Here is a 12,640-nt window from a genome sequence, read left to right on the forward strand (position 1 = left end):
GTACCCGGAACCCGCTCCGCCGCCCCGGACGGTCGTCCGGGGCGGCGGAGCGGGGCCGCGCGGGGAATCCGGCGGATCCTGGAGCGGTACGGGGGATCCGCCGGGCGGGCTCAGTGGACCGCGATGGTGACCGGACCGCCGGCCGGGCTGATGCCCCGGACGACGGACCACGGCACACGGAAGACACGGCCGGGCGCCGCGGGCCAGGCCAGGGTCTTCTCGGAGACGACCCGGCCGCCCTGGCTGACGCTGACGCGGGGGACGCGGATGAACTCGTCGGTCCACAGCAGCAGCCTGCGGCGCGGCGGCGCGGGGTCCCCGGGACGCAGCAGCCCCGGCGACACCCAGCGCAGCGGGCCCTCCGCGAGCAGCCGCACTCCCGGCGCCGGCTCCCGGTCGGGGCCGCCGGTGGCGAGCCAGGACATCACCTGGTCCGCGACGTGCTTTCCGTCCAGTGCGGCGATGTCGGCGGTGTCGACCGGGTGGAGGAGGTTTCCGGCGGCGAAGACGCCGGGCCTGCTGGTCCGCAGGGCGGTGTCGACGAGCGGGCCGAGGGTGCCGGGGTCGAGTTCGAGTCCGCCGCTGCGGACCAGTTCGTGGTCGGGGATCCAGTCGCCGGTGAAGATCACGGTGTCGCACTCGACGGTGCGGCGCGCACCCGTGTCGAGGTTCTCGATCTCGACGGCCTCCACCCGCGGCCTGCCGATGACACGGACCACCCGGGTCCGGTTGGCGACCGGGACGCGCAGCAGGGCCTTGCCGCCGAGGGTGAAGGCCGTGTACGCCTCGGTCCGCTCGTACTCGCTGGCCATCAGGGCGACGGAGCAGCCCGCCTCGCGCAGGGTGACGGCCGCGGACCAGCTGACGAGTTCACCGCCGACCACGACGGCACGGGTGCCGACGCGCTGGTGGTGGAGGTGGACGGCGTTCTGGAGCTGGCCCGTGGTGAAGACACCGGCCGGGCGGTCGCCGGGGATCCGCCGGGCGGTACGGGGCCGTTCCCGGGCGCCGGTGGCGAGGACGACGGCCCTGGGCTCGACGCGGAACCGGCCCTGCGGGCTGGTGACGTCCACGGCGCGGTCGGAGGCCCAGTGGGTGACCATGGCGCCGGTCCTGATGACGGCACCGGCGCGGGCGGCGTCGGCCGCGAGGCGCCGCGCGTAGGCGGGCCCGGTCATCACCCGGCGCAGATCGCGCAGGCCGTATCCGGTGTGGTCGCTGTGGCGGGGGATGCCTCCGGCTTCCTTCTCGCGCTCGAGGACGAGGACGTCGCCGCTGACGCGGGGGGCGAGGTTCGCGGCCGCGGTGAGTCCGGCGGGGCCACCGCCGATGACGAGTACGTCCGGGGTGAGGGTGGTGGGGGGTGTACTGGGCGTACTCATCGGGGGTTCACCTCGTGGCACGTCCGGGCGCAGTCGTCGCCGGGCGCACTGTGGTCGTTCATGAGCTGCTGGACGGCGGAACCGCAGAAGAAGCCCTGGCAGCGGCCGTTCATGGCGCGCGTACGGCGGCGGAGTCCTTCCGTCGTACGGGCGGGCAGGGGGGCGTGGCAGGCGTCGCGGATCTCGCCCGCGGTGACCCGCTCGCAGAAGCAGACGATCTCGCCGTACGCCGGGTCGGCGGCGATCCGGTCCGCGTCCTGGTAGGGGCGTACGCCCGCTTCCCCGATGTTGGGCATACGGGGTGGCGCGGGCAGGTCCTCGCGTGGTTCGAGGGCGAGCCCCGCGTCCGCGAGCAGGTCCCGGACATGCTCGGCGATGGCCATGCCCGCGGTCAGTCCCGTGGAGCGGATGCCGCCGACCAGCAGATAGCGCTGGTCGGTGTCGGCCTCGATGAGGTAGTCGGGGTGGTCGATCGCGGCCCGCAGCCCCGCGTAGGTCGCGGTCACCTCCTCGTCGAGGAGCTGCGGCATCAGCCGGGCGCCCTTGGTGAGGAGGAAGGCGAAGCCGTCCTCGGATGTGCCGGTCGCGGTGCGGTCGGTGAGGTCCTCCGAGGTGGGCCCGAGCATCACATTGCCGTACACGGTCGGGGAGACCAGGACGCCCTTGCCCCGGGAGGTGGGGACGGGGAGCACGATCTTGTCGACGAGGGGGCGGGTCAGCTTGTCGAAGACGAAGAGTTCGCCGCGCCGGGGGGTGACGGTGAAGCGCTCATGGCCGAAGAGGGCGTCGAGGCGGTCGGCGCCGAGCCCGGCGGCGTTGACGATCCAGCGTCCGTGCACGGGGCCGCCCCCGGTGTGCAGGGTGGTGACGCCGGAGTCGGTGGTGACGCGGGTGACCGGGTGGTCGAGCAGAACGGTCACTCCGCGCTGCCGGGCGTCGGTCGCGAGGGCCAGATTGGTCGTCCAGGTGCAGATGATGGACTCGTCGGGCACGGTCAGACCGCCCATGACGCCCTCGCCGAGGGCGGGGACGAGGCGGTAGACCTCCTCCGGGCCGATCAGGGCGCACTGGTGGTAGCCGTTGCGCTCGGCCTTGTCCTTCAGTCCGGGCAGTGCCTGGAATTCCTCCTCGTTCCAGGCGACGAGGATGGCTCCGGTGTGCTCCACGGGGATGCCGGTCTCGGCCGCGTACCGGGAGAGCAGGTCGTAGCCGCGGGCCACCATGCGGGATTCGAGTGTGCCGGGCTTGGCGTCGAAGCCGGTGTGGAGGATGGCGGTGTTGGCCTTGCTGGTGCCGTCCCCGATGTCACCGCGGGCCTCCACCAGCGCGACGGACACCGCGTTGCCCGCGAGTTCGCGGGCGATCGCCGCGCCGACGATTCCGCCCCCGATCACGACGACGTCGTGCACGGGCGCGGGATCGTGCCCCGGGGTGTTGCTCATGTCAGATCTCCCTTGCGGACGGTGGCCTCGGCGACCGCCGTCCATGTACCGCGGAACTGCTCGGCCCGCTCCGCGGACCACCGGGGCTCGTACACGGCCGCGGGCTTCCACTCGCCGACCGCCTCACGGAGGGTCATCCCCGGGTTCATCGCCAGGCGGGCCAGCGCGGCGGCGCCCAGCGGGGTGGCGTGTGCGGACGGATAGATGTCGACCGGTATCTGCGCCAGGTCGGCCTGGGCCTGCATCAGGGTCCTGCTGCGGGTGAGGCCGCCGTCGGCCCGCAGTCGCGTCAGCGGGGCCCCGAGGTCCCTCTCGACCAGCTCGCACAGGGTGGCGACCTGGGCGGCGATGCCCTGGAGGACGGCGAGCACCAGGTGCTCGGGGCGGGTGGAGAGCGTCATCCCGGTGAAGGTGGCGGTCGCGTCGGGCCGCCACCAGGGGGCCGCGAGACCCGCGAGCGCGGGTACGCACAGGGTCCCGTCGGACTCCTTGGCCGCCACCGTGTCCAGATCGCCGGCGGAGCGGATGAAGCCCAGGTCGCGGATCCAGCGGATCGCGGAGGCGGCCGTGTAGACCTGTCCGTCGACGCAGTACGGCGTACCGCCCGCGGCCCGCCAGGCGACGGAGGACGTCAGCCCGGCGGTGGAGCGGACCGCGGTGGTGCCGGTGTTGGCGAGGAGGAAGGCGCCCGTGCCGAAGGTGCACTTGGCGGCTCCGGCGTCGATGCACCCCTCGGCGAGGAGCGCGGCCTGCTGGTCGACGATGAGTCCCGCGACGGGGATCTCACCGCCGAACGCACGGGTGGTGCCGATGATCTCGTCGCTCGCCACGATCCGGGGCAGCCGCTCGTCCCCGAGTCCGAACAGGTCCGCGAGGTCGGGGGCCCACTCGGCGGTGTCGATATCGGTGAGCAGGGAGCGGCTGGCCGTGGCGGCGTCGGTGACGAACTCCCCGGTGAGATGGTGCAGCAGCCAGGTGTCCACGGTGGTGACCACGCCTTCGGTGGTCACGTTCCGGCGGAGCCAGGCCATCTTGGGCGCGGAGAAGTACGAGTCCAGGACGAGCCCGGTACGGGCGGCGATCCGGTCCGCGTGCTCGGTGAGACCGGCGCAGACGGACTCGGCGCGCCGGTCCTGCCAGACGATGGCCTCGGACAGGGGGGTCCCGGTGGCGGGGTCCCAGGCGAGGACCGTCTCGCCCTGGTTGGCCAGGGCGACGACGTCGATCGGGCGGCCCGCGGCGGCGACGGCCCGGCGGCCGGTGTCGAGCACGGACTCCAGCAGCTGCCGGGGGTCCTGCTCGACGACACCGCCGTCGCCGTACCGGGGGCGCAGTTCGGCCTCGGCGATGGTGAGGGCCTCGCCGGAGCCGTCGGCCACGATCGCCTTGGTGCCGGATGTCCCCTGGTCGATGGCGAGGACGACGGTCATCGTTCGCTCACCTCTGCCCGGGCGGCCGGACCGGCCCCCTGTGCGGGCACCGCGGCCGTCCGGGTTCCGTCGGCGTCCAGCGCGCGGTCGACATCGGCCATGTCGGGCATGGTCAGTCCCGAGACCCCGCGCCGGGCGAGGAGGAAGGCGAAGTACACGCCGCCGATGGCGAAGAGCACCAGGACGTACATCCACGGGTCGCGGAACGACGCGTCGCGGAAGATCAGCAGCTCGTAGACGAGCCAGACCGAGGCGACGACGATCACCGGGATCTCCCAGCGGCCCAGCGAGAAGCCCTGGGTCGGCGGCAGCGACTTGCGCTTGACGATGTACATCAGGACCGTTCCCGCGTAGATGATGGCGGGCAGCAGCGTGGCCGCGGAGAACAGGGAGAACAGCGCGTCGGTCGACATGGCGAAGCTCGCCAGGACCACCTGGGCGACGAGGAAGATGAAGAGCGTCGCGTTGAGGGGGGTGCCGCGGCCGGAGTGGATCTTGCGCAGGGCCCGCCAGCCGGGGAAGCGCTCGTCGCGGGACATCGCCCACACCAGTCGCGTACCGCTCATGGTGATGACCAGACCGCAGGAGAAGATCGAGACGACGACCAGGACGAGCAGGGCCTTGCCGACTCCGGAGCCGAGGACGGCGGTGATCACGGTGGCGACGGGGGTGGCGGAGGCGGCCAGTTCGGCGGGGTTCTCGATCAGCGCGGTGATGGCGATCAGGAAGAGGAATCCGAGGACGCCGAGGGACAGCACGGCCTGGACCATGGCCTTGGGAATGACCCGGGCGGGGTCGCGGGTCTCCTCCGCGAGGTTGGCCGCGGATTCAAAACCGACGATGGTGAAGGCGCCGAGCAGGAACGCCAGGGCGAAGGGGCCGACCTCTGCGGCGGAGCCCAGGCTGTAGTAGCCGCTCTCCGCGACCGGGGCGGTCTCGAACAGCGTGGAGAAGTCGAGCTTTCCGGTGGCGGCGCCGACTCCGAAGAGCAGGACGGTCAGGGCGATCATGCCGACGAGCTGAATGGTCACGGCGGTCTTGTTGACCTGGTGCGTCAGCTGGGTGGACATGGCGACGAGTACGGCCTGCGCCAGAATCACGACGGCGGTGATGGCCCAGGCGTTCTCCTGGGTGCCCTGGTACTGGAGGAGTTCCGGCAGGATCGTCGAGGCGATGGTGTAGTCCACGGCCACCACGACCACGCCGAGGAAGGAGAAGGAGATCCAGCCCATGATCCAGCCCCACACCGGGTTCACCAGCCGGGACACCCACTGGTAGGCGTATCCGCTGATGGGGATGCGGGCGGCGAGGGCGCCGAAGACGAGGGCTATGGAGAGCTGGCCTATGACGGCGATCGGCCAGGCGAAGATTCCCCGGGGGCCGGAGCTGTTCAGCACGGACCCATAGGTGGTGAAGATTCCGGTGGCGATCGACACAAATCCGAAAGCCATCGCGAAAGACGCGTACCGCGTGAGTTCGCGCTTCATTTCCTTCGGGGTGCCGGTGCCCTGTTCCTGCGGTCTGGCGCCGCCGGTGTTCACTGACTCATGGGTGGCCATGGGAGCGTTCCTTTCAAAACCCTGCTCAATATAGAGAACAGGAACTCAAGAGGTTGAACCGTGCGAAAGGGCTGGTGGCCTCTCAGGCCACCAGCACTTCACATCCCGTTTCCCGCACGGCCGCGATCAGGTCGCTGTCCGCGGACGTGTCGGTGATCACCCCCGTACAGTCGCCGGCGGCGCAGACACCATGTGCGGCGACGCGTCCCCATTTACTGCCGTCGGCGACGACATAGGTGCGGGCACTGTTGGCGAGGATCTGCTTCTTGGTGGCGATCTCCTCGAAGTGGAAATCGGTCACCCCGGCGGAGGGGTCGATCCCGCCGGAACCGAGGAAGGCCAGGTCAGGGTAGACCTCGGCGAAGAACCCCACGGTCTGGGGTCCGGAGCAGACCAGGTCCCCGCCCCGCAGCCGTCCGCCGGGCAGCAGCACGGCGGCGTGGGGCAGGGCGGAGACGATTCCGGCCACGATCAGTGACGGGGTGGCCACAGTGCCGCGGAAGTCCAGCGGCAGGGCGCGGGCGATCTGGTCGGCGGTCGTGCCCACGTCGATGACCACGGTCATGCCCGGGCGCACCAGGCCCGCCGCAATGACGCCGATCGCGGCTTTCGCATCGGTCCGGGAGGCCGAACGATCGGCGTACGGGGCTTCCTCCCCGCCGACGCCGACCACCGCGAGTGACGCGGCCCCGCCGCGTACCCGGCGCAGCGCGCCCCGCTTCTCCATCTGCCCGAGGTCACGCCGGACGGTCTCGGCCGACACATTCAGCTGATCGGCGAGGTCCTCCGTGCTGATGGTGCCCACGCGGTCCACCACGGCGGAGATGCGGCGATGGCGTTCTGCGGGAAGCATGACGACTCCTGACTGAGATCGCCCGTACATGACCGGGCATGACTGAAAGTGTGGATTGATGACCGAAAGTTCGTCAAGTGCTGACGGAAAATTCATGTGGTCACAACACGGAAACCCTCAGGGCGAGGTCCCGGGCGGCGCGGAGGGCGTGCGCGGGACACCGGTCCTACAGCGCCCCGAGGGCTTCGGAAACCTCGGGAGGGCACAGGGAAGCGCCCTGGGCGGCGGGGGCCGGGGACCCGCGGCCCGCCGTGCGGAGCGGTGGGTGGCGGCCCCACCCCGCACCGGGGTCCGCGGCGGGGAACCCCGGACGGCCTCGGCGGGCCGTCGCGGGAGCAGTCGGGCGATCGACGGCGCCCCCGGCCGGGCGAGGGCGCGCCTCTCCTCCATGGAGCCGCGCGCCGGGCCGGGGGATGCCGTCAGGACCCGGGGCGCGTACGAGCGGGGGCATGCCAGGCCCCGCGGGGCACTACCGCCGGGACCGCGGGGCGGCACTGACCGTCCGGCCGCCGCCGGCCGGACCGTGGGCCCCGGCCGTCCGGGCGGTCCCGTACCGCGCCCCGGCGCCGGTCGCGACGTCTCGGCGGAGTCGGGGGCGCGAGCTCACGGGAGCGTGCGCGCCGCCCGGCGTATCACCGGTGGACCGGGCCCGTCCCGGAGAGGGACCGGCCGGTTTCCGCGCGGCCGGCCGGGGCGAGACTCCCCTGCCGCGTGTGATCGACGAATGCGCTCCACTTCACCGGGGAAAAGCACAGCACAAAACTGTGAGGGCGTGTGGAGTCCCGGACCATGACCCCGTCACCGCTCCGGGCGACTTCCACACAGTCGACGTTCTCATTCGCGCTGAAGCTGCTCTTGCGCCATGCGCACGGCTCGGTCACCCACGCCTCCTCTGCCCCGTATGTGGAAGCCTTGGCTGAGGCGCCTCGTCACGGCAGCACGCGACCTCTCAGGACCAGTTCCGGCACCCCGACCCTCCACCCGATGAGAGCGATCACGTGCACGGCATGCCGGCACGTTTCCTCAGAATATCAATCGCTTCCCTGAAAACGAACACAAGGAATTCCGCCATGATCGCGGAATTCCGGTCCGAAGAGGCGTGCAGGAGCCGGGTGTTGTGGTGCGGGCCGCGCTAGGCTGATCGTGGAGACGAGCCTCAAGGGAGGACGATCGATGACCCGTTCGCAGCTCTCGTACTCGCCTCGCACGACAAGCGCGCTGTGGTCCGTGTACGCGTTCACCGCGGGAACCCTCGCGTTCGGCGCCGGCTACGGAACCGCGCGGATCACCGGTACGGCCGCCGCGGGGTGGCTCACCGCCGTGGCCGTCACGGGGGCAGCGGGCTGGTGGGGGCCTCCTCTTCTCCGGTGGATCCACCGGGCGTTGTCGGGGGGCGCTCGGCGCCGGGAACGGGATCGGGCACTGCTTCCATCGGACTGACCTCCCGCTCCGTATCCATATCCATGGGGGGACCGAGCCACAGCCGCAGCCGGGCGACGAGCAGGACGCCGGCGCTGCAACCGGCGACGCCGAACCAGCCGTACGGGTTCGGGATCAGCACCCAGATCAGCACCAGGGCGAACACCGCCAGCACGGTGGGCGGCACCGTGACGGCCCACAGCGGCGGGGTCGTCCGGGAGCGCCCCGTACGACGGAGGACGCGGTCCCGGATACGGACGCGGGCAGCGGCACCGGGATGCCTACGCCCCGGCATGCCCGCACCCCCGCACCCGGCACCGGATCCTCCGCCGGCACCGGTTCGCGCGGGTGCCGCCGGTGAGAGCCCCCGACCTGTCCATCGGTCACCTCGGTGATCAATCGTCAGAAACCGCAGCCATCGGCGCGACTGCGGGCAGCGCCTTGCCTTCGAGGTCGGCCCGTCACCGGCCGGGTGACCCTTGGCGGGTCCGGGGGTCCGGCCGTCGCGTCCGCCGTGCCGGCGGGGGTCCGACAACGCTCGGACCCTCCCGCTAGCCGTCCAGGTCAGCCGTCACCGGCGCCAGCTCACCGCTCCCCTCGCTCAGGCCGGCGGAGATCCGCCGCAGCACCGGGCCCAGGTCGTCCCCGACGGCGAGGTCCTCCAGCTCCCAGTACGCCTCAAGGTACTTTCCGGTGACCTCCGGGGCGTTGCTCGCGTACGACTCACCGCGCGGATTCTCCAGGTACACGGAGTCGGGCATGCCGTCCTCGGAGAACTCGAACAGCGTGAACGGGCCGCGGAGGCCCGGGTGCGCGCCGACACCGAACGGCAGGATCCGGATGGTGACCCGGGGGTGGGACGCCAGATCGGCCAGCCGCTCCAACTGGGGCCGCATCACCCCGGGCCCGCCCACCTGGCGGCGGATGACGGATTCGTCGAGAACCATGAACAGCTCCGGCCCCTCGTCCCCCTCCAGCACTTCCTGACGGGCCAGCCGGGCCTCGACCAGCCGGTCGAGGCGCTCGGGTGAGACGCCCTGTCCCGTCCTGCCGACCAGGGCGCGGATGTACTCCTCCGTCTGGAAGAGACCGGGGATCACAAAGAAGTGGAAGCCCCTGATGATCGAGGCGGAGGACTCCAGGGCGAGAAAGGACAGGAACTCCTTGCCGAACACGTCCCGGTACTCGCTGAACGGCATTTTCCGGCTGCCGCGGGCCAGTTCGAGCAGGCTCTCGGCCTTGCGGCGGTCCGTCACGCCGTACTCGGCCAGCAGTGCCTTCAGATCGTTGACGGTGACCGCGACCTCGCCGGCTTCGATCCTGATCAGCTTCGAGGGGCTCCACTCCATCGTGGTGGCCACCTGACGCTGGGTCAGTCCGGCCTGGCTGCGGGCCCTCCTCAGCTCGGTCCGAAGACGCAGGCGCTGCACGGCGGCGCTCGGCGTGCTCACGATCGCCACCTCCCTACCTTGATGGTCCCATGTGCAAGATAGCAGATAGTCATATTACCGAACAGACCTCCCTAGTTGATGGGTCTCGCACAGAAAAACGCCAGGTCGCCGAAGGGCCGTGAGGAAGCGTCAGCGCAAGGGGCGAGGTTCTATGTGCATGCTCGCAGAAAGGCATCTCGCCAACCACCTGACGTCGTGCCGCGAGACACCGTAGCGGATCTCGCACCGTGGAAGATCCCATTACGGCAACACCCGAACAGGGGTGGCGACCATGACCGGCCGCCACCGCGGCATCGGTCCCCGTCGCCCGTCCGGGGTGCGGCCGGGGTGCGGATTCCGGCGGGCTCCGGCGCGGCCGCGCGGTGTCCCTGTACGACACCGGTCGGCCCCGAGCCGCCCCGGGGGACGGCACGGCACGCGGCTCGGGCCGACAGGTGCACGGGCCCGGGGCAGGGCTTCCGCCCGCGCCGGACCGGCGGATGGTGTCCGTGTCCGCCGTCGCCGGAGTCCCGGAAGCGCCGGGCACGGCGGAGCCGTACGGACACGGGCGGGGCCGTGGGGCGGCGGGGCCCGGGGCTCCCTCCGTACCCCGTGGCCCGAGTGGGGGCCTGCGGTGTGCCGAGGGGGACGATCGCCGCCCCCGCGGAGGCCCGGCGGTCAGGCACCCGCAGGGCCGCGGGAGTCGGGGTGCCCCACCGGACGCCCGCTCCCTGCATCGGGTGCCCCGGCCCGGCGGACGGGGCACGGGGTTCACGGGGTTCGCGGGGCGGGTGTGGCCGGGGGCCGGGGGACTTCCTCAGACGGTTTCGGGATCCGGCGGCAGCACCCCGGCGGGGAACTTCTCGACCCCCACGATCCTGCGGGCCACCAGCGGCTCGATCAGCACACTCACCCGGCGCTCACCCGGCACCCGCAGCTCGAAGCGCTCGGTCCCCAGATACTTCCGGGCCAGCAGATCGATGTCGCGGTCGGCCGGCTCCCCCTCCACGAAGCGCACGGCACGTCCCCGGATCTGCACCCGGTCATACGGATCCTCCGCGGCCGTGTGGGAGAGATACACCCGTGGATCCCGGCGCAGATTGTGCTCCTTGATCCGGCCCAGGGCCGTGTTGAACAGCAGCAGGCCGCCTTCGGTACCGAGCCACATGGGACTCACATGCGGCGCGCCGTCGGGGCGCACGGTCCCGACGAACCAGAAGTTGGCTCCCTCCACCCGCGCAAGGATCTCCGGACTCAGCACGCTCATACGCCATCCCTCGGAACATCTCCCGGGCTCCCGCCGGGCAGCGGCACCGGCCGAGAGCGTGTGGCCCCACACACTAGCGACGGAGCGACCGCCACCGGCTGTTTTCGGCTGCTAAAGTGACCGGCGTACCGCATCGCATGGCGGCCCTCCCCAACCGTTCCTTCACGGAGGCTCTGCCATGTCTGCATCTCCTCAGGTGCGCCCCTTCCACCGCGAGGACCGCGATCAGCTCACCGTCCTCGTCAACGCGCACGCCGCCGCCGTCATCCCGGGTGCGGGTGTCTCGGTCAACACCGTCCTCAGCAGCCTCGAACGCTGCCCCGAGGAGTATGTGACCGACCCCTGGGTGACCGAGCGGCTCACCTTCGTGGTCGAGCACGAGCGGCGCATCGTGGCCGCGGCCCATCTGCTGCGATACCGCGACGACCCGGATGTCGGCGACGGCTACCGGGACACCGGCCATCTCGCGTGGTTCCTCCACTTCCCCTCGGACGGCGCGTCCGAGGACGGGTCCGCGGACGCGCCCGGCCCGGCCTCCGGCGAACAGGCGGCCGAGCTGCTGATGTCGGCATGCCTCGCCCAGCTCACGCGCTGGAAGGTACGGACCCGGCTGACCGACGGGCAGCTGCCGGTTCCCGGTGTGGCGGGCGTCCCCGAGCAGTGGCCGCATGTACGGGCCACACTGGAGCGCGCGGGCTTCGTCCACACCGGACACACCGAAATCCTGCTGATCGCCGCGGTGTCCGAGCTGCCCTCCCCCGGCCCGGCTCCCCTGCCGGGACTGACACTCCACCGCACCCTGGGTGAGCTGGGCACCCGGTTCACCGTGCGTCTGGACGGCCGGCCCATCGCGTACGCCGAGACCTCAGGCACGCTCGAACGGCCCGAGCGCCACGCGCGCCCCGGTGGACTCGCCGATCTCGCCGACCTGGAGCTGCCCGAGGACCCGCACCCCGGGCTGCTCCCCTGGCTGCTCGGCGAGATCCGCCAGTGGCTGGCCCTGAGCGGGGTGGACCGTGTCCTCGCCTACTCCGGCGGCGAGGACGACACGTCCGACGAGTTCACCGGGCTCACCGCCCACGGCTTCCGTGAACTCTCGCGGTCCGCACGCGGCTGGACGCACCGGGCCGGATGAGTCCGTCCGCGGCCGGGTCCCGTGGGCCCGGCCGCGGACCGGGCGTCTCCTTGACCCGGGCTCGCGGGTCTCCCCCGGGGCGGCCCCGGCCCGGGCGGCGCACGCGACGGCCGGCCCGGGGCACGGCAGGCGTTTCCTCAGGCTCTCCGCGCTCGTTGGCTCCCATGCTTGTCGACATCGCCACCCCTCTTCCAGGAGACGACAGATGACGATTTCCGACGCGGAAACGGCCGGGGACCCGCTCTCGGAGGCACAGGAGCGGGTACGGGCCCGCAGGGAGGCGGGTGACCGGCCGGGGCTCGCCTCGGCGCTGGTGCTCCTGTCGGCGTACCTCCAGAACGCGGCGAGGCTCGACGAGGCGACGGCCGCCGCGCTGGAGGGCGTGGACCTCTACCGACAACTGAACGACCAACCCGGCCTCTCCTGGGCACTGGAGAACCTCGCCGCCCGGCACGCCGCCGCCGCACACTTCCCCCAAGCCGTCCAGGCAGCACAGGAACGCGTCCACATCAACCGGGAGGCCGGGAACCGACCCGCACTCGCCTCCGCACTCATCACCCTCTCCGCCTACCACCAGAACAACAGCCAACACGACCAGGCCACCACCACCGCCCAGGAAGGCACCAGCCTCTACCGACAACTGAACGACCAACCCGGCCTCTCCTGGGCACTGGAGAACCTCGCCGCCCGGCACGCCGCCGCCGCACACTTCCCCCAAGCCGT

10 protein-coding genes and 1 pseudogene are annotated in these 12,640 nt (G+C 71.7%); 2 read left to right on the top strand and 9 right to left on the bottom strand.

The window, feature by feature from the left end; translation table 11 throughout:
* Positions 1 to 110 precede the first annotated feature (110 nt).
* The 9 genes from ACIBCM_RS08520 to ACIBCM_RS08560 all read right to left on the bottom strand — a co-directional run bounded on the left by ACIBCM_RS08520 (position 111) and on the right by ACIBCM_RS08560 (position 10,782).
* Positions 111 to 1,382, bottom strand: a complete 1,272-nt coding sequence (locus ACIBCM_RS08520) for an NAD(P)/FAD-dependent oxidoreductase (RefSeq protein WP_399241192.1) — start codon at positions 1,380 to 1,382, stop codon at positions 111 to 113.
* Positions 1,379 to 2,824: an NAD(P)/FAD-dependent oxidoreductase gene (locus ACIBCM_RS08525; protein ID WP_399241193.1), complete on the bottom strand. Its 1,446-nt coding sequence runs from the start codon at positions 2,822 to 2,824 to the stop codon at positions 1,379 to 1,381. Before ACIBCM_RS08525 ends, ACIBCM_RS08520 begins: the two co-directional genes overlap by 4 nt.
* Positions 2,821 to 4,254 carry an FGGY family carbohydrate kinase gene (locus ACIBCM_RS08530; protein ID WP_399241194.1) on the bottom strand — a complete coding sequence of 478 codons (1,434 nt, stop codon included), beginning with the start codon at positions 4,252 to 4,254 and terminating at the stop codon, positions 2,821 to 2,823. The genes ACIBCM_RS08525 and ACIBCM_RS08530 overlap by 4 nt, the downstream gene beginning before the upstream one ends.
* Entirely contained in the window at positions 4,251 to 5,813 is a 1,563-nt protein-coding gene (locus ACIBCM_RS08535; RefSeq protein ID WP_399241195.1) for an APC family permease, read from the bottom strand. The genes ACIBCM_RS08530 and ACIBCM_RS08535 overlap by 4 nt, the downstream gene beginning before the upstream one ends.
* Positions 5,814 to 5,895: 82 nt before the next feature.
* Positions 5,896 to 6,666, bottom strand: a complete 771-nt coding sequence (locus tag ACIBCM_RS08540) for a DeoR/GlpR family DNA-binding transcription regulator (protein WP_399241196.1) — start codon at positions 6,664 to 6,666, stop codon at positions 5,896 to 5,898.
* Between the two features lie 632 nt (positions 6,667 to 7,298).
* Positions 7,299 to 7,547 (bottom strand): DUF397 domain-containing protein, encoded by a 249-nt coding sequence (locus ACIBCM_RS08545; protein ID WP_399241197.1) that lies wholly within the window; start codon positions 7,545 to 7,547, stop codon positions 7,299 to 7,301.
* 446 nt (positions 7,548 to 7,993) lie between these two features.
* Positions 7,994 to 8,380, bottom strand: a complete 387-nt coding sequence (locus ACIBCM_RS08550) for a hypothetical protein (RefSeq protein WP_399241198.1) — start codon at positions 8,378 to 8,380, stop codon at positions 7,994 to 7,996.
* A gap of 256 nt (positions 8,381 to 8,636) precedes the next feature.
* Positions 8,637 to 9,536 (bottom strand): helix-turn-helix domain-containing protein, encoded by a 900-nt coding sequence (locus ACIBCM_RS08555; protein WP_399241199.1) that lies wholly within the window; start codon positions 9,534 to 9,536, stop codon positions 8,637 to 8,639.
* A 796-nt stretch (positions 9,537 to 10,332) separates the two neighbouring features.
* Positions 10,333 to 10,782, bottom strand: coding sequence for a PPOX class F420-dependent oxidoreductase (locus ACIBCM_RS08560; protein ID WP_399241200.1), 450 nt, complete (start codon positions 10,780 to 10,782; stop codon positions 10,333 to 10,335).
* Between the two features lie 178 nt (positions 10,783 to 10,960).
* Between ACIBCM_RS08560 and ACIBCM_RS08565 the strand changes: the two genes are divergently transcribed.
* Together ACIBCM_RS08565 and ACIBCM_RS08570 are read left to right on the top strand one after the other, a co-directional pair.
* A complete protein-coding gene (locus ACIBCM_RS08565) occupies positions 10,961 to 11,917 on the top strand; it encodes an N-acetyltransferase (protein WP_399241201.1) in 957 nt (318 codons plus the stop codon).
* A 205-nt stretch (positions 11,918 to 12,122) separates the two neighbouring features.
* Positions 12,123 to 12,640: pseudogene (locus tag ACIBCM_RS08570) on the top strand (hypothetical protein); the annotation flags it as partial.

Source organism: Streptomyces sp. NPDC051018 (assembly GCF_044456085.1).
Classification (GTDB): domain Bacteria; phylum Actinomycetota; class Actinomycetes; order Streptomycetales; family Streptomycetaceae; genus Streptomyces.

Bases quoted from the DNA above. Each gene is read 5' to 3' on its own strand.
- ACIBCM_RS08520 (WP_399241192.1), bottom strand. From the start codon at position 1,382: ATGAGTACGCCCAGTACACCCCCCACCACCCTCACCCCGGACGTACTC.
- ACIBCM_RS08525 (WP_399241193.1), bottom strand. From the start codon at position 2,824: ATGAGCAACACCCCGGGGCACGATCCCGCGCCCGTGCACGACGTCGTC.
- ACIBCM_RS08530 (WP_399241194.1), bottom strand. From the start codon at position 4,254: ATGACCGTCGTCCTCGCCATCGACCAGGGGACATCCGGCACCAAGGCG.
- ACIBCM_RS08535 (WP_399241195.1), bottom strand. From the start codon at position 5,813: ATGGCCACCCATGAGTCAGTGAACACCGGCGGCGCCAGACCGCAGGAA.
- ACIBCM_RS08540 (WP_399241196.1), bottom strand. From the start codon at position 6,666: ATGCTTCCCGCAGAACGCCATCGCCGCATCTCCGCCGTGGTGGACCGC.
- ACIBCM_RS08550 (WP_399241198.1), bottom strand. From the start codon at position 8,380: ATGCCGGGGCGTAGGCATCCCGGTGCCGCTGCCCGCGTCCGTATCCGG.
- ACIBCM_RS08560 (WP_399241200.1), bottom strand. From the start codon at position 10,782: ATGAGCGTGCTGAGTCCGGAGATCCTTGCGCGGGTGGAGGGAGCCAAC.
- ACIBCM_RS08565 (WP_399241201.1), top strand. From the start codon at position 10,961: ATGTCTGCATCTCCTCAGGTGCGCCCCTTCCACCGCGAGGACCGCGAT.